The following is a 22306-nucleotide window of genomic DNA, read 5'->3' as shown; positions in this document are numbered from 1 at the left end:
GTCAGGCGTCCGTCGGCTCGAAGTCCAGCTCACGCAGGTCGAACAGCGCGGTCTCGCCGGCATCGGTGACGAACAGCCGCTGGCCGACCGGCAGGCCGCTATCCAGCCATTCGGTCTTGCGCCCCAGGCGCGCGGCGTCGTCGCCGTGCTCGACGGTTTCCGCGTAGCGCGCCGGCAGCAGCGCGACGGTGGCGCCACCGTTGGCCAGGGTCAGTTCGGCCGGCAGCCAGACCAGGTCGCGCAGGTCGCTCGGCGCCTCGACCTTGAGGCTGCGCAGGTTGCTCATCGGCAACCAGGCATAGCGACCGTTGACGATTACCTCGAGCACCGGACCGAGGCGCGTGTCGGCATCCGCCAGCCAGGCGAACGGCGCTTCGCCGATCCGCCCGGGCACCGCCGGCGCGGCGTCGAAGGCCTGCTCGCGCAGGGCCTGGGCGGCCTCGCCATGGCCCTCGGCGTCCAGGCTCAGGGCCTGCAACAGCGGCGCGATCCATTCCGCCGGCTGGCCGAGGATCACCGGCGTCAGGCGCCCGGCGAACACCTCGCGGCGCAGCGCCTCGCAGTCGATGGCGGTGGAGTAGGTCTGTACCATCGGCAGCGCCGAGGCATCCAGTTCGCCGACCACCTTGAGCTGGTTCTGCGCCCGCGCCCACTGGCCCATCACGGCCAGCAGCTGGAACAGGAAGATCCGCAGGGTGGCGTTCGACGGCTGGCTGCGCACCTGTTCCTGCAAGGCTTTCAAGGCATCGTCCAGGCGCCCGGCGCGCAACAGTTCTTCGGCGATCATCGCGATACTTCCCTGTAGCCGGGAGCCCAGGCGCCCGGATGCGAATGAAGGGTCGGCCATGGCGCCCGGCGGACGCGACGGACGACCCGGTGGAATTCAGTACCTCCGGCAGGAGGTCGGGCGGACGAGGTCCGCGGCGCGCCGCGCGCGCCTTCCGCACCCGGCATGGCGGGCGCTCGCACCGGCCACGGCATGGCCTGGCCACGCCATGACCGGCAGCCGGCTCATCAGGCCTGCACGTTCTGGCGGATGTTCCAGCCGTACTTGACCGGACCGCCGTCCTTCGCACCATCCGCCTTCTGCGGCTGGTAGTCGACCTGGACCTGGGCGAAGTTCAGGGTCACGTTCTCGGTCAGGCGATCCTCGCCACCGCTGCCGCCGGTGCTCACCGAGGACACCAGGACTTCCTTCAGGGTGATGATCAGGTACTCGACCTGGTTCTCGCCGCCGGCCTTGCGGATGGTCAGCTTCGCCTGCGGATAGTGCTTGCCGCTGGAGCAGGCCATCATCAGGTTGGGCGTGGACTTGTCGATGTACTTGGTGAACGACAGGTCCTGCACGTTGACCTTGCCGGCGCCGCCGCCACCGCCCATGTGCATCGACCCGGACTGGGACATGCCCCAGCTCCATGCCAGCACGTCGATTTCCTCGGCGTGAGTCTTGTCCTTGGACTCACCCTTGACGTCGCCGATCTTGATGAACATATCAACAGCCATCTTTCCTCCCGTGTGGCTCGCGCCACTACGCTATGCAAGCGCCCGCCACCATGGCAGGCGCTGTCGTTGAATGCCTCAGGCCTCTTTGGCCGAAGGCAGCTTGGATACCAGGCGTAGCGATACCGTCAGTCCCTCGAGCTGGTAGTGCGGGCGAAGGAAGAACTTCGAGTTGTAGTAACCCGGGTTGCCTTCGACTTCCTCCACCACCACTTCGGCCGCCGCCAGCGGGTGCTGGGCCTTGGTGGTCTCGGTGGAGTGGGCCGGGTCGCCGTCGACATAGTTGAGGATCCAGTCCTGCAGCCAGCGCTGCATCTCGTCCTTCTCCTTGAAGGAACCGATCTTGTCGCGAACGATGCACTTCAGGTAATGGGCGAAGCGGCAGGTGGCGAACAGGTAGGGCAGGCGCGCCGCCAGGTTGGCGTTGGCGGTAGCGTCCGGATCGTCGTACTCGGCGGGTTTCTGCAGCGACTGCGCGCCGATGAAGGCGGCGAAGTCGGTGTTCTTCTTGTGCAGCAGCGGCATGAAGCCGTTCTTCGCCAGCTCCGCCTCGCGGCGGTCGGAAATGGCGATCTCGGTCGGGCACTTCATGTCCACGCCGCCGTCGTCGGTGGGGAAGGTGTGCGCCGGCAGGCCCTGCACCTCGCCGCCGGACTCGACGCCACGGATCCGCGAGCACCAGCCGTAGAGCTTGAAGGAGCGGTTGATGTTGACCGCCATCGCGTAGGCCGAGTTGGCCCAGGCGTACTTGCTGCTGTCGGCGCCGTCGGTTTCTTCCTCGAAGGCGAACTCTTCCACCGGATCGGTCTTCGCCCCGTAGGGCAGGCGCGCCAGGAAGCGCGGCATGGTCAGGCCGATGTAGCGGGAGTCCTCGGACTCGCGCAGCGAACGCCAGCCGGCGTATTCCGGGGTGGTGAAGATCTTGGTCAGGTCGCGCGGGTTGGACAGCTCCTGCCAGGAACCCATGCCCATCACCGTCGGCGAGGCGGCGGAGATGAACGGCGCGTGCATGGCGGCGGAGATCTTCGCCATCTCGCCGAGCAGCTCGACGTCCGGCGGCGACTGGTCGAAGTAGTAGTCGCCGACCAGGCAGCCATAGGGCTCGCCGCCGAACTGGCCGTATTCCTCTTCGTAGAGCTTCTTGAAGATCGGGCTCTGGTCCCAGGTGGTGCCCTTGAATTTCTTCAGGGTCTTGTGCAGCTCCGGCTTGGAGATGTTCAGCACGCGGATCTTCAGTTGCTCGTCGGTCTCGGTGTTGTTGACCAGGTAGTGCAGGCCGCGCCAGGCGCTTTCCAGTTGCTGGAAGTCGGCGTGGTGCATGATCAGGTTGACCTGCGCGGTGAGCTTGGCGTCAAGCGCCGCGATGATCGACTCGATCGACTTGATCGCGTCGTTGGAGATCAGGCTGGTCTGCTCCAGGGCATGCTCGGCGAGGGTCCGCACGGCGGTCTCCACCGCTTCGCGGGCGCGCTCGGTCTTGGGCTTGAACTCCTGCAGCAGCAGGCTGGCGAACTCGCTGGTCTGCTCGGTGGTGGTCTGGCCCTGGGCCAGGTTCTCGGTGCTCAATTCGGCCATGCTGGAATCCTCTTACGCCTGCGGCTCGTCGTCTTTGGGCTTCGGCGCGCTGGCCAGGGCCTGAAGCAGGGCCGGGTCCTTGATCGCCTTCATGATCATTTCCTCGGCGCCGGTCTTGCCGTCCATGTAGGTCAGCAGGTTGGCCAGCTGGGTACGCGCCTCGAGCAGCTTGTTCAGCGAATCGACCTTGCGCGCCACCGCGGCGGGGCTGAAGTCGTCCATGCTCTCGAAGGTGATGTCCAGGCTCAGGTTGCCTTCGCCGGTCAGCACGTTCGGTACGTTGAAGGCCACCCGCGGCTTCATCGCCTTCAGCCGGGCATCGAAGTTGTCCACGTCGATCTCCAGGAACTTGCGGTCGGCGACCGCCGCCTGGGGTTCGGCGGGCTTGCCGGCGAGGTCGGCCATGACGCCCATGACGAAGGGCAGCTGGACCTTCTTCTCGGCACCGTACAGCTCCACGTCGTACTCGATCTGCACGCGTGGCGCCCGGTTCCTGGCGATGAACTTCTGACTGCTGGTAGTGCTTCCCATCTTGTTTCTCCCTCGCGCGACGGCGGTTGTTAGCGCCGTCGGAATCGCCCCGGCGGCTTGCAGCGTTGGCCCGGACGGCCGCTAGGCGTTACTCGCTTTCCGGGCCTCGCAGGGTTTCGAACTGGGAAATCCCATCGGGGATGAGATTCCTCACGATTTCGGCGAAGTCGGCCGTCACCAGTGTCTTGGCGCGCTTGAGCAGCACCGGCACCGGACTCGACGGCTCGTGGCGAACGTAATACTCGAGCAGGCGGTCGAGCTGGCGCAGGACGTCTTCGCGGTTGGCGATCTCGCCGCTGGCACGCGGTGCCGGCGCGGCGACGGCTGCGACAGGCGCGGCGCCCCCCTGCTCGTCGGCGGCCGCTTCGGCGCCCGGCGCCAAGGGCTCGCCGGCGCCCTGCGGGCCGTACAGGTCGAACACCTGGAGGGCCTGGCGCAGCAGTTGACGAAGGGGGCCGAGGTCGAGTCCCTGGGCCGAGCCGACCCGTTCGGCGACGCCGCTCTCGATGGCCAGGGCATGTTCCTGGGCGCCATCCAGGGCGCGCCGGGTGGCGGCCAGCGCATCGGCGTCGGCATCGGCGAAGGCGCCGGCGATCTGCTCGGGACTCAGGGTCTCGCTGGCGAAGCGTTGCAGCCCGGCGGCGTTCAGCGCGGCGCGCAGGTTGACCGGGCCGAACGCCCGCGAGCGCACCAGCGGGATCGCCCAGACCAGTTGCAGCAGCGGTTCGGCGACCAGGCCGGTGAGGGCGTTGATACGGAAGGTGGGGTCGTTGTCGTCATCGGCGTCGAGCAACGGATAGACGCCGTCCCAGTACTGGCCGAGCAGCTCGCGGACCAGCAGCAGGCCTTCGGCGAGCCCGTCCAGGCCGTCGAGGGCGACGTTGCTCTGCAGCAGCAGGTTGGCTACCCGCAGGTCCTTGCTACGGCCGAACAGTTCGCTGGCCAGCGCGCGTACGCGCGGCCACTCCGGCGGCTCGGCGGGCAGCACGGCATCGCCCATCTGGCGCTCGGGTTGGCCCTGGGCGATGCGTTCGAGTTCGAGGAACGCGGCGTCGTACTCCAGATCGTCGCCACAGGGCGAGTCCGGGGATACGGCAGCCAGCAAAACGGGTACATCCAGCACGGTGACGATCTCCCTATCATCGAAGCCGCTGCGCGGCCCTCACCTTCGCTTGTAAGATCCACTCCGTCGGATCTTGTAGGAGCCATTGATGAATATCGGATGACTCGAAAGGTTGGCAAAATTCTTGTGGCATGCCGCAAGGCTTGTCAAGGAAGGCACAACGCCACTAGTTGCATGACACCGCAGATCGGACAAATCTTTAAAAGACGTAGGATTAGTCTTTTATAATCCGGTACCACCCGATGTGTCTTCCCGAGGCGACGAAACGCCGGAAAGCCGTCGGGCCAGCCTGGATGCGAACCGAAATCCCTCGGGCACGGGGGTGAGCGCCTGGAAGAGCCGGGCGCTGGCAATGCAAGGAGTAGCAATGCCGCTGCGATTGACCATCACCAGCTACCACAAGCTGACCCCCGGTCAGTGTTCGGAAAAGGTACTGGACCAGGGACAGCTGACCATCGGTCGGGGCCCGGACAACGACTGGGTCCTGCCGGACCCGGAGCGCCTGGTCTCCAGCCGCCACTGCACCATCCTCAACCGCGACGGGGTGTACTACCTCACCGACACCAGCACCAACGGCGTGCTGCTGGTCAATGCCGGGCACCGCCTGCGCCGCGGCAACAGCGAGCCGCTGCAGGACGGCGAGACCGTCCGCCTCGGCGAATACGACATCCTCGTTCAGCTCGGCCATGACATCGCCCTGCCCGGCAGCGGCAATCCGCAGACCGATCCGTTCACCAGCTTCGACGCCCTGATGAGCCGGCAGGCCGCCGGATCGGCGCCTGCCTTCGCCGAACCGGCGCCCACCCCGCACCCCGCGGTGACGGCGCATTTCCAGGGCGGCTCGCCGCTGGACACCAAGCCCGACCTGTTCGACTTCCTCACCCCGCCGCCGCCCGGCGCGGCGCCGCGTCCGGACCATGTACCGGCCGAACAGCACGACTTCCGCCCGCCGGAACCGGTGATCCCGCCGCCCCCCGCGACCACTCCGGCGCCACCGCCCGCTGGCGGCGCACCGCTGATTCCGGCCGACTGGGACCCGTTCGCCGAACTGCTCGGCAACACGCCCGCGCCAAGCGCCACGCCCGTCGCCCAGCCGCTGCCGACGGTCGAACCGACGCCGCTGGCGATGCCCTTCGCCGACCCTGGGATCACCCCACAGCCACAGCCACAGCCACAGCCACAGCCACAGCCACAGCCACAGCCACAGCCACAGCCACAGCCACAGCCACAGCCACAGCCACAGCCACAGCCACAGCCACAGCCACAGCCACAGCCACAGCCACAGCCACAGCCACAGCCACAGCCACAGCCACAGCCACAGCCACAGCCACAGCCACAGCCACAGCCACAGCCACAGCCACAGCCACAGCCACAGCCACAGCCACAGCCACAGCCACAGCCACAGCCACAGCCACAGCCACAGCCACAGCCACAGCCACAGCCACAGCCACAGCCACAGCCACAGCCACAGCCACAGCCACAGCCACAGCCACAGCCACAGCCACAGCCACAGCCACAGCCACAGCCACAGCCACAGCCACAGCCACAGCCACAGCCACAGCCACAGCCACAGCCACAGCCACAGCCACAGCCACAGCCACAGCCACAGCCACAGCCACAGCCACAGCCACAGCCACAGCCACAGCCACAGCCACAGCCACAGCCACAGCCACAGCCACAGCCACAGCCACAGCCACAGCCACAGCCACAGCCACAGCCACAGCCACAGCCACAGCCACAGCCACAGCCACAGCCACAGCCACAGCCACAGCCACAGCCACAGCCACAGCCACAGCCACAGCCACAGCCACAGCCACAGCCACAGCCACAGCCACAGCCACAGCCACAGCCACAGCCACAGCCACAGCCACAGCCACAGCCACAGCCACAGCCACAGCCACAGCCACAGCCACAGCCACAGCCACAGCCACAGCCACAGCCACAGCCACAGCCACAGCCACAGCCACAGCCACAGCCACAGCCACAGCCACAGCCACAGCCAGCCAGCGTGGCGGCGCCGACGCCACCGGCAAGCGCCGCCGCGACGGCCGGCGGCGACCTGCTGCAGGCGTTCCTGCGCGGCGCCGGCATGACCCAGTTGAAGGTCGACCCGGCCGGCGCCGAAGCGCAGATGGAAGCCATCGGACGCAGCTATCGCGGCCTGGTGGAAGGACTGGTGGACGTGCTGCGCGCGCGGGCCAGCCTGAAGGGCGAGTTCCGCATGGCGCAGACCATGATCCAGCCGGTGCAGAACAACCCGCTGAAGTTCGCGCCGAACGTCGACGAAGCCATGCTGCTCCTGCTGCGCCGCGACAACCAGGCGTTCATGGCGCCGGATCGCGCGGTGGCCGACAGCTTCGAAGACCTCAAGGCGCACCAGCTGGCGGTGATGGCCGGCGTGCAGGCCGCCATCCGCCACCTGCTGGCGCGCTTCGAACCGGCCGCACTGGAAGCCCGCTTCGGCAAGCCGGCCGGGCTTTCCGGCCTGCTGCCGGGGGCCCGCCAGGCACAGAACTGGGACAGTTTCACCGAGCTGTACGCGAAGATCCTGCGCGAGGCGGAGGACGACTTCCAGGAGCTTTTCGGCCGCGAATTCAGCCGCGCCTATGAGGAACACAGCGCTCGACTACGGCGTTCCTGACGCCAACGAACACCAGGAGAAACAACGTCAATGAGGACGACACCATGCAGAAACTGATCATCGCGCTGTTCGGGCTGCTGCTCGCCGCCTGTTCGTCCAGCCCGCCGGAAACCCCGCCGACCCGGGTGGTGATCTGGCTCCACGCCGCACCGAACCTCAACCCGTCCGCCGCCGGCCAGGCGGCGCCGCTGCGCCTGCGGCTGTACGAGCTGAAGAAAGACACCGCGTTCGGCCGCGCCGACTACTTCGCCCTCACCGACAACGCCCAGTCGACCCTCGGCGGCGACCTGGTGGAGCAGGACGAGTTCCTCCTGCGTCCGGGCGAGGAACGGCGCATCGAACGCACGCTCGACGAGCAGACCCGCCAGCTCGGCTTCGTCGCCGCCTACCGCGACCTCGACCGCGCCACCTGGCGCCAGGTCCTCGACGTGCCGGGGCAACGCACCAGCCATCTCGACATCACGCTCGGCGCGCAGGCCATCGGCATCGTCGCGCGTCCCGCACCCTGAACCTTCGGAGTCCCTATGTCCTGGAATAACCGCGTGGTGTGGTCCGAAGGCATGTTCCTGCGGCCACAGCATTTCCAGCAGCACGACCGCTACCTGGAAACCCTGGTGGATGGCCGCTGCCGCTCGCTCCTGGCGGGCGGCTGGGGCTTTTCCGAGCTGAAGCTGGACGATGCCCTGCTGACCCAGGGCAAGCTGGCCATCGTCAGCGCCCGCGGCGTGCTGCCGGATGGTACGCCGTTCAACATCCCCGCCGACGATCCGGCGCCGGCGCCGCTGAATGTCGAGGAAAGCCTGCGCGACGGCATCGTCTACCTCGGCCTGCCGCTGAAGCGGGTCGGCACCCGCGACACGGTGGAGGAGGGCGAGGCCCTCGGCGGCGCCCGCTACGTCAGCCAGGTGCAGGAAGTGCGCGACGACAATGCCGCCTTCGAGAGCCGCGCGCCGGTGGCCCTGGGCAGCCAGGCGTTCCGCCTGCTGACCGAGCGCGACGGCCTCGGCGAATACGCCGCGGTGGGCGTCGCGCGGGTCCGCGAGAAGCGCGCGGACCAGGCCCTGAGCCTGGACGAGGACTACCTGCCGCCGGTACTCGACATTGCCGCCGCGCCGCCCCTGGCGTCCTTCGCCAAGGAGCTGCTGGGCCTGCTCCACCAGCGCGGCGAAGCCCTCGCCGGGCGGGTGGTGGCCTCCAGCGCCGGGGGCGCCTCGGAAATCGCCGACTTCCTGCTGCTGCAACTGGTCAACCGCGCCGAGGCCCTCACCGGTCACCTGTCCCGCGTGCGCCCGCTGCACCCGCAGGAGCTGTACCGCGAACTGGTGGCCCTGGCCGGCGAGTTCTGCACCTTCACCGCCAGCCAGCGGCGTCCCGAGGAGTACCCGGTGTACAACCACGACGACCTGGCCGCCAGCTTCGCCCCGGTGATGCTCGCCCTGCGCCAGGCGCTGGCGACGGTGATCGACGCCAAGGCGATCGCCATCCCGATCGTCGAGAAGGCCTACGGCGTGCACGTCGCGATGCTCAGCGACCGCAGCCTGATCGACAACGCCAGCTTCGTCCTGGTGGTGCGCGCCGACGTCCCCGGCGAGAGCCTGCGCGGGCACTTCCCGCAGCAGGCCAAGGTCGGCTCGGTGGAGCACATCCGCGACCTGGTCAACCTGCAACTGCCGGGTATCGGCCTGCTGCCGATGCCGGTGGCGCCGCGGCAGATCCCCTACCACGCCGGCTCCACCTATTTCGAACTGGACCGCGGCAGCGCGCATTGGAAGCAGCTGACGCACTCCGGCGGCTTCGCCTTCCACATCGCCGGCCAGTTCCCCGGGCTGAACCTGGCCTTCTGGGCCATTCGAGGATAAGCAACGATGCCTCCCATCGACGATCCCTTCGGCACCCCGGCCGGCGGCGGCAACGGAAGCCCGCCCGACGACCGCACCATGATCATGCCGCGTCCCGGCGGCCGCGCCCCGGAACCGGCCGGCGGCCCCCGCGGCGGCGACCCCTACACGCCGCCGCCGATGGCCAGCCTGGCGCCGCTGAGCGGCCGCGGCGACGGCCTCAACCCGCTGGAGCAGGCCGCCGGCCCGCTGCTGGCGATGCTCACCCGCCTGCGCAACACCATCGCCCATCCAGCGCCGGCCAGCCTGCGCGCGCAACTGCTCGGCTACCTGCGCCAGTTCGAAGAGAAGGCACGCCAGGCCGGCGTGGCGCCGGACGAAGTGATGCTGGCGCGCTACGTGCTCTGCACCGCCCTCGACGAAGCGGTGCTCAGCACGCCGTGGGGCAGCACCAGCGACTGGGGCAAGCAGAGCCTGCTGATCACCCTGCACAACGAGGCCTGGGGCGGCGAGAAGGTCTTCCAGTTGCTCGAACACTGCCTGCAGAACCCGCACCAGCGCCTGCACCTGCTGGAGCTGCTGTACCTGTGCACCAGCCTCGGCTTCGAAGGCCGCTACCGGGTCATGCACGACGGCCGCAGCCAACTGGAGGCGCTGCGCGAGCGCACCGCGGCGGTGATCCGCAGCACCCGCGGCGAGTACGAGCACGAACTGTCGCCGCACTGGCGCGGCCTCAGCGTGATGCGCGATCGCCTTTCGCAATACCTGCCGCCGTGGGTCGGTATCGCCATCGGCCTGGCCCTGCTGCTGGCCCTGCTGTTCGGCCTGCGGATGAAGCTGGCCGCCGACGCCGAGCCGGTGTTCAAGCGCATCCACGCCATCGGCGAGATCCCGGTGCAGGCCATCGACCGCCCGGCGGTGCAGCCGCGGGTGATCGAACGGCCACGCCTGGCGCGCTTCCTCGCCGACGACATCAAGGCCCAGCGAGTGGCGGTGGAGGACGCCGTCGACCGCTCGGTGGTGACCATCCGCGGCGACGAGCTGTTCGCCAGCGCCAGCGCCAGCGTGCGCGACGAGTTCCAGCCGCTGCTGCTGCGCATCGCCGACGCCCTGCGCAAGGTCAAGGGCCAGGTGCTGGTCACCGGCCATAGCGACAACCGGCCGATCGCCACGCTGCGCTACCCGTCCAACTGGAAACTGTCCCAGGCCCGCGCCCAGGAGGTCGCCGACCTGCTCGGCGCGACCACCGGCGACGCCGGCCGCTTCACCGCCGAAGGGCGCAGCGACACCGAGCCGGTGGCGAGCAACGCCAGCGCCGAAGGCCGCACACGCAACCGCCGGGTGGAAATCACCGTATTCGCGGAGGGCGCGCAATGAAAGGCTTCCTCAACTTCTTCGCGCGCTGGGTGGTGCCGGTGCTCGGCCTGCTCGCCCTGAGCCTGATCATCTGGTTCCTCGGCCCGCTGCTGCGCCTGGGCAACTACGAACCGCTGGCCTCGGCGACCAGCCGCTGGGTGCTGATCGTCCTGCTGTTCCTGGTCTGGATCGGCTTCCGCGTGCTGCGCATCGTGCAGGCCCGGCGCAATGCGGCGAAGGTCATGCAGAGTCTCGCCGAGGTCAGCGCGCCGGACGCCGCCAGCGTCGCCACCGCCGAAGAGCTGGCGACCCTCAAGCAACGCATGGACGAGGCCCTGGCCCTGCTCAAGCGGGCCAAGCTGGGCGGCAGCGAGCGGCGCAACCTGTACGAGTTGCCCTGGTACGTGATCATCGGCCCGCCCGGTTCGGGCAAGACCACCGCGCTGATGAATTCCGGCCTGGACTTCCCGCTCGCCGCACAGATGGGCGCCGGGGCGATCCGCGGGGTCGGCGGCACGCGCAACTGCGACTGGTGGTTCACCGACGAAGCGGTGCTGCTGGACACCGCCGGCCGCTATACCACCCAGGACAGCCACGCCCAGGTGGACAAGGCCGCCTGGCTGGGCTTCCTCGACCTGCTCAAGACCCAGCGCAAGCGCCGCCCCATCGATGGCGCGTTCATCGCCATCAGCCTTTCCGACCTGCTGCTGGGCAGCGACGCCGAGCGCGCCGCCCATGCCCAGGCGATCCGCGCGCGCATCCAGGAGCTGTACCAGCAGCTCGGGGTGCGCTTCCCGATCTACGTGATGCTGACCAAGTTCGACCTGGTGCCGGGCTTCATGGAGTTCTTCGACAGCCTGAACCGCGAGGAACGCGCGCAGGTCTGGGGGATGACCTTCGCCCTCGACGACGGCAAGAGCGCGGAAGGCCCGCTGGCGGTGTTCGACAGCGAATTCGCCCTGCTCGAACAGCGTCTCACCGCGCGCCTGGTGGAACGCCTGCAGCAGGAGCGCGACCCGGCGCGGCGCGATCTGGTCTACGGCTTCCCGCAGCAATTCGCCGCCCTGCGCGAATGCCTCGGCGAGTTCCTCAACGGCGTGTTCAAGCCCAACCCCTACGAGGAACGCCCGCTGTTGCGCGGCCTGTACTTCACCAGCGGAACCCAGGAAGGCAGTCCGATCGACCGCCTGATCGGCAGCATGGCGCAGTCGATGAACCTCGACCGCCAGCACCTGGCGCGGCAGACCGGAACCGGGCGCAGCTACTTCATCGAGCGGCTGTTCCGCGAAGTGGCGTTCGGCGAACGCGGCCTGGTCGGCACCAACCCGAAGGTCGAGCGCCGCCGCAAATGGCTGACCATCGGCGCGCTGAGCGCCACCGCGCTGGTGGTGCTGGCGGTGACGGCGGTATGGATCGCCAGCTACCGCGCCAACCAGAGCTACATCGCCGCGGTCGACCAGCGCGTCGACCCGCTGGCGCGCGGCATCGAGTCGCTGAGCCCGGCCCAGCGCGACGTCCTGGCCGTACTGCCACAGCTCAACGCGGTGCAGAATCTCGCCGGCGACGCGCCAAGCTGGGCCGAAGGCTACGGGCTGTACCAGGGCGACATGCTCGGCGAGGAGTCCGCCAGCGTCTACCGCAAGCTGCTGATCGCGGTGTTCGCCCCGCGCCTGGTGACCCGCATCGAGGAACAGTTGCGCTCCGGCGGCAGCAGCGATTTCCTCTACGAGGGCCTGAAGGCCTACCTGATGCTCGGCAGCCCGGACCATTACGACGCCGACTTCATCAAGGCCTGGATCAGCCTCGACTGGGAACGCAACCTGCCGCGCGACCTCTCGCCGGAACAGCGCCAGGCGCTGCACGCGCACCTCGACGCGTTGCTCGAACGACGGCCGCCGTCGGCGCGCCTGGACCAGGACCTGGTCGAGGACCTGCGCCGCCAATTGCAGCAACTGCCGGTGGCGCAGCGGGTCTACGACCGGGTCAAGCGGCAGAGGCTGCCCAAGGACGTGCCCGACTTCCGCATCAGCGACGCCGCCGGCCGCGACGCACCGCTGGTGTTCGCGCGCAAGAGCGGCAAGCCGCTCACCGACCCGCTCAGCGGCTTCTTCACCTACCGCGGCTATCGCGAGGTGTTCCTCACCGCCAGCCTCAGCCAGGCCGGCACCATCGCCGAGGAACAGTGGGTGCTCGGGCGCGACCTGAACGATGCCGGCGATGCCGCCAACCTGGCCCTCGACGTGCGTCGCCTGTACTTCCAGGACTACCTGCGGCAATGGGACGACCTGCTCGCCGACCTCACCGTGGTGCCGATCACCAACGTCACCCAGGCCGCCGACGTGCTGCGCATTCTCTCCGGGCCGACCTCGCCGTTCCGCAAGCTGCTCGAGGCGGTGGCCCGCGAGACCGACCTGCAGAAGGGCGACCGGCTGGTCGCCGCGCAAGTGAAGAAGGCCGCCGACGGCACCGTGGACAAGCTCAAGCAGCGCCTCGGCTCGCTGGTCGGCCAGGAGGAGGAGCAAGGCGCCCGCGAACAGCCGCAGCAGGCCGACAGCGACCCGATCAGCGCCCACTTCGCCGAACTCAACAGCCTGGTCAGCAAGGGCGAGGGCGGCAACGAACCGGCGCCGATCGACAGCCTGCTGGAGGACATGAACGCGCTCTACGTACAGGTCAGCGCCATGGCCGGAGCCAGCGGCGACTCGCTGCTCGGCGACGCCAAGAACCAGGTGGCCGCCGCCGCCTCGCGCGTTGCCCTCAGCGCCGAGCGCCAGCCGCCGGTGGTCCAGGGACTGGTGAAGAACGTGGTCAACTCCACCACCAGCAGCATGATGGGCAGCGTGCGCAACCAGCTCAACGCGGCCTGGATCAGCGACGTGGTCAGCGTCTACCGGCAGTCCCTGGCCGGGCGCTACCCGATCGCCGCCGGCAGCTCGCGCGACGCCACCCTGGAAGACTTCGGCCACTTCTTCGGTGCCGGTGGGGTGATGGACAGCTACTTCCGCCAGTACCTGCAACCCTACGTCGACACCTCCGCCAGCACCTGGCGCTGGCAGCCCGGCGCGGCGCAGAAGCTCGGCATCAACCCCGGCGTGCTGCACACCTTCCAGCGCGCGGCGGCGATCCGCGACGCCTTCTTCCGCTCCGGCGGCATGCAGCCGGCGGTGCGCTTCGAACTCAAGCCGGTGACCATGGACGCGGCGATCAGCCAGTTCATCCTCGACCTCGACGGCCAGCAGCTGACCTACGACCACGGCCCCAGCCGCCCGGTGGCGATGCAGTGGCCGAGCGCCAACGGCCTCGGCGTGGTCCGCCTGACGGTGACGCCGCCGCCCAGCAGCGGCCGTTCCGGCCTGACCCTGGAAGGCCCCTGGGCCTGGTTCCGCCTGCTCGACCAGTCGGACCTGGAACGCGGCAACTCGCCGGACCGCTTCACCCTGCGGCTGCGCATCGACGGCTCCAGCATCGCCTGCGAGCTGCGCGCCAGCAGCGCCTTCAACCCCTTCAAGAGCCGGGTCGTGTCCGGCTTCAGCCTCCCGGAGCGCCTTTGAACAGCGTCGGTTTCTACGGCAAGCTGGCCGGCCGCGGCGATTTCGTCAGCCGCGGCCTGCCGAACACCTTCGTCGAACCCTGGGACGCCTGGCTGGCCAGCGGCATGCGCGCCAGCCAGGACGAACTCGGCGCGGCCTGGCTCGACGCCTACCTGACCAGCCCGCTGTGGCGCTTCGCCATCGCCCCCGGCCTGCTCGGCGGCGAAGCGGTGGCCGGGGTGGTGATGCCGAGCATCGACCGGGTCGGTCGCTATTTCCCGCTGACCGTCGCCTGCCTGCTGCCGGCGAACGCCGACCTCGGCGGGCTGGTCGGCGGCGACGACGGCTGGTTCGAGCAGGTCGAGAGCCTGCTGCTCTCCACCCTCGAACCGGAGGCCGAGGTCGAGGCCTTCGAGCAGGCGGTGGCGCAGCTCCCGGCCCCTCCCTGCGGACCGCGCATCGAACAATCGCTGATCAGCGGCAACCTGCTGCGCAGCGAAGCGGTGACCCCGGCGCAGCGCCTCGCCGCGCTGGCCCAGCATGCCTGCGACGGCGCCAGCCACTGGTGGGGACGCGGCTCGGCACGGATCTCCGCCGGCCTGATGCGCTACCAGGGCCTGCCGCCGGCGCCGGCGTTCGGACGATTCCTCACCGGAGAGGGCGAGGTGATCCCGCTCTTTCCCGGCATACCCGGTTAAGGACAACTGATGGTGCCCAACTCAGTCAGCTACTACAGGTCGGCCAGCTACAGCCACGTCGGCATGGTCCGCAAGGTCAACGAAGACGCCAGTCTCGACGCCCCCGAGTCGGGACTCTGGGTGGTCGCCGACGGCATGGGCGGCCACGCCGCCGGCGACTTCGTCAGCAGCCTGATCGTCGATACCCTGCGGCGCATCCCGGCGGCCTCCTCGCTACCGGCCTACGTCGGCGCGTTGCGCACCGGCCTCGCCCAGGTCAACGAGCGGGTTCGCCAGGAGGCCGGCCTGCGTGGCGTCAGCGTGATGGGCAGCACCCTGGTACTGCTCGCCGCGCGCGGCAACCAGGCGAGCTGCCTGTGGGCCGGCGACAGCCGCCTGTACCGCCTGCGCGGCGGCGTGCTGGAAGCCATCTCGCGGGACCACAGCTACGTCCAGGAGCTGCTCGACAACGCATTGATCAGCGAGGAGGAGGCGCGCCACCATCCGCGCGCCAACGTGGTCACCCGCGCGGTCGGCGTGCACGAGCAACTGGAACTGTCGGAAGCCGCGCTGCACGTGCTGCCCGGCGACAGCTTCCTGCTCTGCAGCGACGGCCTCAACAAGACCGCCGACGACAGCGAACTGCGCGACGTGCTCAGCCACAGCGATCCCTATGCGGTGGTCCGCAGCCTGGTCCACCTGGGCCTGACCCGCGGCGCCCCGGACAACATCACGGCCCTGGTGGTCAGGGCCTTCTGAGACGGACATGGACATAGAACTTCCGGGATTCGACATCGAACGCGAGCTGGGCGAAGGCGCCATGGCCACGGTCTACCTGGCCACCCAGCGCTCGCTGCAGCGCAAGGTGGCGCTGAAGGTGATGGCCGCGGCGCTGGCCGCCGACCCGAGCTTCGCCGAACGCTTCCTGCGCGAAGGTCGGACCCTGGCGCGGCTGTCGCACCCGAACACGGTGACCATCCACGACATCGGCAACGTCGGCAGTTGCTACTACATGGCCATGGAATACCTGCCCAACGGCACGCTCAAGGAGCGCATCCAGCAGGGCCTCGATCCCGAGCAGGGCCTGGCCTACGTACGGCAGGTGGCCGCCGCGCTCGGCTACGCGCACTCCCAGGGCCTGGTGCATCGCGACGTGAAGCCGGCCAACATCCTGTTCCGCGCCGACGGCACCGCGGTGCTCTCGGACTTCGGCATCGCCAAGTCGATCGAGGACAATACCCAGTTCACCCAGGTCGGCTTCGCCGTCGGCACCCCCAGCTACATGAGCCCGGAGCAGGCCCGCGGGCAGGAGATCGACGGCCGCGCCGACCTCTACGCGCTGGGCGTGGTGCTCTACGAGATCCTCACCGGCAAGCTGCCCTACAACGGCAAGGACTCGCTCTCCACCGCCCTGGCCCACCTCACCGAGCCGCTGCCGGAACTGCCGATCGAGCAGGGCCGCTACCAGGACATCCTGCGCCAGTTGCTGGCCAAGGACCCGGCCGAGCGCTTCCCCACCGCCGGCGCGTTGATCGCCGCCCTCGACCGCCTGGCGCCGAGCGCCCTGGAAGCCACCCAGATCCGTCCGCTGGCGACGCCGCAGGGCTCGTCGCGAGCGAGCAACCCGCCGCCGGCCGAACCCGCGCCCCTGCCGCCCGCCGACCTCGGCGGCCTGCAACCGGTGTCGATCCAGTTGCCGCCGGTCACGCCCAGCGCCGGCGGCGCCACGCCGCCTCCGCCTCCGCCGTCGCAAGCGGCGAAACCGCCATCGCCCCCGCCGCCTCCGTTGCCGCCGGCGAAGCCACGTGCCGGCGGCAGCCGCACGCCGTTGATCGCCGCCGCCGCGGCCGCCGTGCTCCTGGCGATCGGCGGCGGCGCCTGGTGGCTGCTGGGCTCGGGCGACGCGCCGAGCGCTGCCGATCCAGCGCCGCTGGGACAGACGCCGGCGGACAAGCCGCAGCAGCAGACCCCGGTGGCCGATGCCGAACAGGACGGCGGCGAGCGTCCGCTGCTGATGCCAGGCAAGAAGACGCTGTTCCAGCGCGTCCTGACCAAACCCGGCGCGGCCATCTCCGCCGAGGCTGGCGGCCCGCCCCGGGCCGGCGCGGTGCCGGCCTTCTCGGTGCTCTACGTGTACGCCCGCAAGCAGGTCGGCGGCAGCCCCTGGCTGCGCGTCGGCGCCTCCAGCAACGGCGAGGGCGACGGCTGGCTGCCGGCCAGCGCGGTGAGCGACTGGAAGCAGAGCCTGGTGCTGAAGTTCACCGAACGCTCCGGCCGCGCGCCGGTGATGTTCCTCAACAGCGCCGAGCAGGTCGAACGCCTGCTCGGCGATACCCGCGCGGCGCGCGCCACCCTGACCCAGGCGGTGGACCACAAGGGCGATCCGCAGGTGGTCGCGGTCGAGCCCAACGACCGGGCGATCCCCCAGGACCAGTTCTACCTGCTGCCGATCTTCGACTCGAAGGAGAGCTTCGACGCCGACGGCCAGCCGGCGCAGTTGCTGGAGGTCGCTTCGATCGACCCCGGCGGCAGCGCCACGGCACCCCAGGCGCCGGGCCAGGCCGGGCGGGGCGGCGCCAGCGGCGCGGCGAGCGACACCTTCCGCACCGGCATCGTCCTGGTGGTGGACACCTCGGTGTCGATGCAGCCCTACATCGACCGCGTGCGCGAGGTGATCGACGGCCTGCAGCGGCAGATCGGCGAGCGCGGCGACCTGGACAAGGTCAGCTTCGGCCTGGTCGGCTTCCGCAACAACACCGACAAGACCCCCGGCCTGGAATACGTCAGCAAGACCCTGGTGCCGCTGCAACCGGGCAACGACGCGCAGCGCTTCGCCGAGTTGAGCAGCCAGGTGCGCGCCACCGACGTCTCCAGCCACTCGTTCAACGAAGACGCCTTCGCCGGGATCATGCAGGCGGTCGACGAAATGGACTGGTCGCCCTACGCCGGGCGCGTGGTGCTGCTGGTCACCGACGCCGGCGCGCTGCGCAAGAACGACCCGCTCGGGCGCACCCAGATGAACGAGGCCGAGGTCCGCCAGGCGGCGCTGCGCAAGGGCGTGAAGATCTATGCGCTGCACCTGCGCACCCCGGCCGGGAAGAACAACCACGGCTACGCCGAGCAGCAGTACCGCAGCCTCACCGCCGACGCCAACCCGAAGATCGCCGACCTCTACATCCCGGTGGCCGGCGGCGAGGTGAACGCCTTCGGCAACACGGTGAAGGAGATCGGCACGGTGTTCGCCGACCTGGTCCACGACGCCGGCAACCGCAAGCCGCAGGCGCCGCGCTTCGACGCCGCGCCAAGCGTGGCGAGCAAGTCGGCGGCCATCGGCTACGCCATGCAGATGGAATTCCTCGGTCGCCGCGACCCGGTGCGCGCGCCGCAGGTCGTCACCGCCTGGACCGCCGACCGCGACCTGACCAACCCGGCGCTGCCGGCGTTCCAGGTCTGCGTGCTGCTGAGCAAGCTGCAACTCAACGAACTGCAACAGTCGCTGAAACTGATCGTCGACGCGGCCAAGCGCACCCAGACCTCGCCCAAGGACTTCTTCCAGGAAATCGCCAGCGCCAGCGCCTACATGAGCCGCGACCCGGCGCAACTGGTGAAGGGCAGCAACCTGGCGCAGAGCGGCGTGCTCGGCGAATACCTGGAAGGCCTGCCGTACCGCAGCAAGTCGCTGAACATGACCCAGGACCTCTGGCTGTCGCTGAGCGTCGCCGAACAGCAGGACTTCATCGACGAACTGGAGTCGAAGATCCGCCTCTACGAAACCTTCCACAACGACGTCGCCAACTGGGTCCGGTTCGGCGACGCCGACGCCGGCGACGCGCTGTATCGCGTGCCGCTGTCGACGCTGCCATGATCCTGCGCCTGCACGAGGTCGCCCGCAGCCACGGCGCCGGCCGCCAGCGCTACCGCCTGCGGGTGCCGGCGCTGGAATTGCGCGCGGGTCGCCAGCTGGCCATCGTCGGCCCCAGCGGCTGCGGCAAGAGCACCCTGCTCGACCTGCTGGCGCTGGCCCTGGCGCCGGACCCGGGCGGGCGCTTCGAATTCCTCGCCGGGGAACGCCCGCAGGACATCGCCGCGCTCTGGCGCGACGGCCGCCAGGACCGCTTGGCGGCGCTGCGCCGGCAGCACTGCGGCTACGTGCTGCAAAGCGGCGGGTTGCTCGAGTTCCTCGATGTGCGGCGCAACATCGGACTGCCCTGCGCATTGCTCGGCACCCCGTCCGCCGAGCGCGTGCAGGCGCTGGCCGAGCGGCTGGAAATCGGCGACCAGCTGGACAAGAAACCGGCGGCGCTGTCGGTCGGCCAGCGCCAGCGGGTCGCCATCGCCCGCGCCCTGGCGCATGCGCCGCGCCTGTTGCTGGCCGACGAGCCGACCGCGGCGCTCGACCCGCTGAACGCCGAACGGGTGATGCGCCTGCTGGTGGAACAGGCCCGCGAGCGCGGCGCCTGCACCGTGGTCGCCACCCACGACGAGCGCCTGGCCCGCGCCGCCGGCCTGGAAGTCCTGGCCATCCGCTGGCAACGCGAGGCCGACGACAGCGTCGGCGCCTGCCTCGAGGACGTCGGCTGATGCGCGCCGGCCTGCTGCTCTCGCTGGCCTGGGCCGACTATCGCGGCGAGGCGCGCCTGTCGCTCTGCGCGATCTTCGCCCTGGCGGCGGTGATCACCCCGCTGCTGGTGCTGTTCGGCCTCAAGTACGGCCTGGTCAGCACCCTCACCGAGCGGCTGGAGCGCGCGCCTTCGGTGCGCGAGATCATTCCGGTCGGCGGCGCCCGCTACCGCGCCGAGGACATCGCCGCCCTGGCCGCACGCGTGGACGTCGCCTTCGCCGTGCCGCGCACCCGGCAGATCGCCGCCACCGCCGACCTCAGCGGCGGCGGCGAGACCGCCCTGAGCGTCGAGATGATTCCCAGCGCCGCCGGCGACCCGCTGCTGGCCGGCCTGCCGCAACCCGACCGGCCGACCCGCGTGGTGCTCAGCCACGGCGCCGCGGAAAAACTCGGCGCCCAGCCTGGCGAGCGCATCGTCGCGCGCATCGGCCGGCGCATGGATGGCCAGGCACAGAGCCAGCGCCTGGAGCTGGAAGTGCTCGCGGTGCTGCCGCAGGAGCGTTTCGCCCGCGACGCGCTGTTCGCCCCGCTGGCCCTGCTGGAAGCCGCCGAGGACTATCGCGACGGTCGCGCGGTGGCCGCCTACGGCTGGCCGGGGAAGGCCGGCGAGACCCCGCGCGCACGCATCTACCCGGGCTTCCGCCTGTACGCCCGCGACCTCGACGCGGTGGAAGGGCTGCGCCGGCACTTCGTCGCGAGCGGCGTGGAGGTCGCCACCCAGGCCGAGGCCATCGCCCAGGTGCGCAGCCTCAGCCGCAACCTCGGCCTGGTGTTCTGGATCGTCGCCGCGCTGGCCATCGGCGGTGCCTTCGCCGCCATCGCCGCCAGCAGCCTGGCCGCCGTCGAACGCAAGCGCCGCGCCCTGGCGGTGCTGCGTCTGCTGGGCTTCCCGACCGCCGCGCTGGTCGGCTTCGTCATGCTCCTGGCGCTGTTCAGCGCCGTCTTCGGCCTGTTCCTCGCCGGGCTGCTGTACGCCGCCACGGCCGGCGCGCTGAACCACCTGTTCGACAACCAGAGCGGCGAGTTCGTCTGCCGCCTGCTGCCCAGCCACTACCTGACGGCGCTGCTCGCCACGCTGCTGTGCAGCGTCCTGGCCGCCGCCAGCGGCGGCTGGCGCGCGGCGCGGATCGAAGCCGCAGAGGGATTACGCGATGTTTGAGAAAGCCATTCTTCCGCTCGCCCTCGGCGCCTGCCTGGCATTTGCCGCGCCGGCCTGGGCCGAAGGCGACTCGCCGGACAATCCCAAGCCGCTGGCCGACGACGTCGCCCTGCCGCTGCCGTGTGGCGGCGAGATGGTCTTCCGGCATGTCTACGTACTCGCCGAAGGCGCCCTCGACGATCGCGAGGTCAACCTCGGCTACGCCTTCAACGAAGGCGAGGCGGGCTACCAGCAGTCGTTCATCTCCGGCTACCGGCGCGACTACGTGAACGGCCAGTTCAGCCTCGCCGACCTGGCACCGGCCTGGCAGCAGAAGCTCTCCGCCAGCCTGCCGAAGCCTGCCGCCGGCACCCCGCTGAAGCCGATGCTGTACTTCATCGGCAAGTACGAGGTGACCGCCCGCCAGTACGCCGCGGTGATGAGCCAGGCGGCCGCGCTCTCCGGCCAGGGCGAGGCGCCGGCCTGCGACGTGCCGGACGGAATGGCCGCGCGGCTGCCCAAGGTCAGCCTCTCGCGCTTCGACGCCGAACGCTTCGGCGCGGTGTACAGCGCCTGGCTGCTGAAGAATCACCCGGAACTGCTGCCGGTCAGCGGCCGCGGCAAGAATCCCGAGGACGGCGGCATCGGCTTCGTCCGCCTGCCCACCGAGGTCGAGTGGGAGTTCGCCGCGCGCGGCGGCCAGGCGGTCAGCCGCCAGGAACTGGAAGGCCGGCTGTTCCCGCGCAAGGTCGAGGGCAGCGACCAGGAAGGCCCGCTGGGCGACTGGGCGGTGTACAACCAGGTCGCCGGCGGCACCGGCCAGGCCGCGCGACTGTTGCCGGTAGGGATGAAGCGGCCGAACCCGCTGGGCCTGTTCGACGTGATCGGCAATGCCGCGGAGATGGTCCAGGAGTCCTTCCAATTGGTCCACGCCGGTCGCCGGCAGGGCACATATGGCGGTTTCGTGGTGAAGGGCGGGAACTATCTCGAAGGCGAGATGACTCTATTCACCGGGATGCGCCGCGAATACCCGCTGTTCGCCGCCGACGGCAGCGAACAGCGCAACGAGACCACCGGTTTCCGTGTCGCCATCGGCGCGCTGTCCGCGCCGCGCTCGCGCTATCCCGAGCTGTTCGCCCAATGGCAGAAGGAAGGCCGACTAGCGGCATTGACCGATGCCATCGATGACGCTCAAGATCCCACCAAGCAATTGGACGGAATCATTGCCGCCACCCGCGACCCGCAGATGCAGGCGCAGTTGGCCCAGATAAACGAGGAACTCAAGCGTAACGTTTCGTTGATCGCCCGGCAGCGCGAAGAGGCCGCCGGAAACCTGATACAGTCGGCGGCACTGGTCGCCGAGACGATCAACAACTACAACATACGCCTGACCAACCTCAAGAAGGACAGGGAGAAAGCCGTGGCAGCCAGGGATCAGGCGACCGCCCAGCTCTATGCCGGCGCCATCGCCAACGGGCGCAGCGCCCTCGATGGCGCATTGGCCATCTACATCGACAACCTCGCCACCGGCACCCGTTACACCGACGCGGTGATCCAGGCGCAGTTCCAGCGCATCCAGGAAGAACTCAATCGCAACCCGGTTCTGGGCAAGAGCCTGGTCAAGCGCGCGACCCTGTTCGTCAAACACGTCGGAGATTATCGCCAGCAGCACCGGGCCGAGCCGGAGGCGGTATTGAAGGAATTGCTCGCGTCCAGCGGGCGTTGAAGGAGTTCCGTCCGGCACCTCTCGGCAGCCGGGCGGTTCATCAAACCAGG

General features: G+C 69.5%; 16 protein-coding genes. 11 read left to right on the top strand and 5 right to left on the bottom strand.

Translation table 11 applies throughout. From position 1 onward, the window contains the following. Nucleotide 1 precedes the first annotated feature (1 nt). From tagJ to tssA, 5 genes are all read right to left on the bottom strand, one after another. On the bottom strand, nt 2–847 hold the full coding sequence (gene tagJ / locus LT948_RS27020) for a type VI secretion system accessory protein TagJ (protein ID WP_003119488.1): 846 nt from the start codon (nt 845–847) through the stop codon (nt 2–4). Between the two features lie 167 nt (nt 848–1014). Next, nucleotides 1015–1503, bottom strand: coding sequence for a type VI secretion system receptor/chaperone Hcp (hcp, locus tag LT948_RS27015; RefSeq protein WP_003083670.1), 489 nt, complete (start codon nt 1501–1503; stop codon nt 1015–1017). A gap of 75 nt (nt 1504–1578) precedes the next feature. After that, nucleotides 1579–3075 carry a type VI secretion system contractile sheath large subunit gene (gene tssC / locus LT948_RS27010; protein ID WP_003111626.1) on the bottom strand — a complete coding sequence of 499 codons (1497 nt, stop codon included), beginning with the start codon at nt 3073–3075 and terminating at the stop codon, nt 1579–1581. A 12-nt stretch (nt 3076–3087) separates the two neighbouring features. Continuing rightward, nucleotides 3088–3606, bottom strand: a complete 519-nt coding sequence (gene tssB / locus LT948_RS27005) for a type VI secretion system contractile sheath small subunit (protein ID WP_003083666.1) — start codon at nt 3604–3606, stop codon at nt 3088–3090. Between the two features lie 88 nt (nt 3607–3694). Further along, nucleotides 3695–4729 (bottom strand): type VI secretion system protein TssA, encoded by a 1035-nt coding sequence (gene tssA, locus LT948_RS27000; protein WP_023095024.1) that lies wholly within the window; start codon nt 4727–4729, stop codon nt 3695–3697. A 367-nt stretch (nt 4730–5096) separates the two neighbouring features. Between tssA and tagH the strand changes: the two genes are divergently transcribed. The 11 genes from tagH to tagR are packed head-to-tail and all read left to right on the top strand — an operon-like array spanning nt 5097 to nt 22256. Next, nucleotides 5097–7370, top strand: a complete 2274-nt coding sequence (gene tagH, locus LT948_RS26995) for a type VI secretion system-associated FHA domain protein TagH (protein ID WP_232197127.1) — start codon at nt 5097–5099, stop codon at nt 7368–7370. Nucleotides 7371–7414: 44 nt separating this feature from the next. Beyond that, a complete protein-coding gene (tssJ, locus tag LT948_RS26990) occupies nt 7415–7879 on the top strand; it encodes a type VI secretion system lipoprotein TssJ (RefSeq protein WP_003128248.1) in 465 nt (154 codons plus the stop codon). 15 nt (nt 7880–7894) lie between these two features. Beyond that, nucleotides 7895–9229, top strand: coding sequence for a type VI secretion system baseplate subunit TssK (gene tssK, locus LT948_RS26985; RefSeq protein ID WP_003115052.1), 1335 nt, complete (start codon nt 7895–7897; stop codon nt 9227–9229). 6 nt (nt 9230–9235) lie between these two features. Next, complete coding sequence (locus LT948_RS26980) at nt 9236–10585, top strand: DotU family type VI secretion system protein (protein WP_218816333.1); 1350 nt, start codon at nt 9236–9238, stop codon at nt 10583–10585. Then, complete coding sequence (gene tssM / locus LT948_RS26975) at nt 10582–14115, top strand: type VI secretion system membrane subunit TssM (protein ID WP_003083648.1); 3534 nt, start codon at nt 10582–10584, stop codon at nt 14113–14115. Before LT948_RS26980 ends, tssM begins: the two co-directional genes overlap by 4 nt. Next, nucleotides 14112–14792 carry a type VI secretion system-associated protein TagF gene (gene tagF, locus LT948_RS26970; protein WP_003083642.1) on the top strand — a complete coding sequence of 227 codons (681 nt, stop codon included), beginning with the start codon at nt 14112–14114 and terminating at the stop codon, nt 14790–14792. The genes tssM and tagF overlap by 4 nt, the downstream gene beginning before the upstream one ends. A 9-nt stretch (nt 14793–14801) precedes the next feature. Then, entirely contained in the window at nt 14802–15530 is a 729-nt protein-coding gene (pppA, locus tag LT948_RS26965) for a serine/threonine phosphatase PppA (protein ID WP_003083639.1), read from the top strand. Nucleotides 15531–15537: 7 nt separating this feature from the next. After that, the gene (gene ppkA / locus LT948_RS26960; RefSeq protein ID WP_073657490.1) at nt 15538–18636 is read left to right on the top strand and encodes a serine/threonine protein kinase PpkA; all 3099 of its coding nucleotides are present in this window, start codon (nt 15538–15540) and stop codon (nt 18634–18636) included. Continuing rightward, nucleotides 18633–19352, top strand: coding sequence for a type IV secretion associated ABC transporter ATP-binding protein TagT (gene tagT, locus LT948_RS26955; RefSeq protein WP_023100076.1), 720 nt, complete (start codon nt 18633–18635; stop codon nt 19350–19352). The genes ppkA and tagT overlap by 4 nt, the downstream gene beginning before the upstream one ends. After that, complete coding sequence (tagS, locus tag LT948_RS26950) at nt 19352–20551, top strand: type IV secretion associated ABC transporter permease TagS (RefSeq protein WP_015502124.1); 1200 nt, start codon at nt 19352–19354, stop codon at nt 20549–20551. Before tagT ends, tagS begins: the two co-directional genes overlap by 1 nt. Further along, nucleotides 20544–22256: a type VI secretion system-associated regulator TagR gene (gene tagR, locus LT948_RS26945; RefSeq protein ID WP_073657195.1), complete on the top strand. Its 1713-nt coding sequence runs from the start codon at nt 20544–20546 to the stop codon at nt 22254–22256. Before tagS ends, tagR begins: the two co-directional genes overlap by 8 nt. Nucleotides 22257–22306: the final 50 nt, after the last annotated feature.

Origin of the sequence: Pseudomonas sp. CP-1 (assembly GCF_021213715.1) — a bacterium.
GTDB classification, from domain to species: Bacteria; Pseudomonadota; Gammaproteobacteria; order Pseudomonadales; family Pseudomonadaceae; genus Pseudomonas; species Pseudomonas aeruginosa.
The sequence above is the reverse complement of the archived record's forward strand: the minus strand, read 5'-3'. Positions and strand labels throughout refer to the sequence as shown.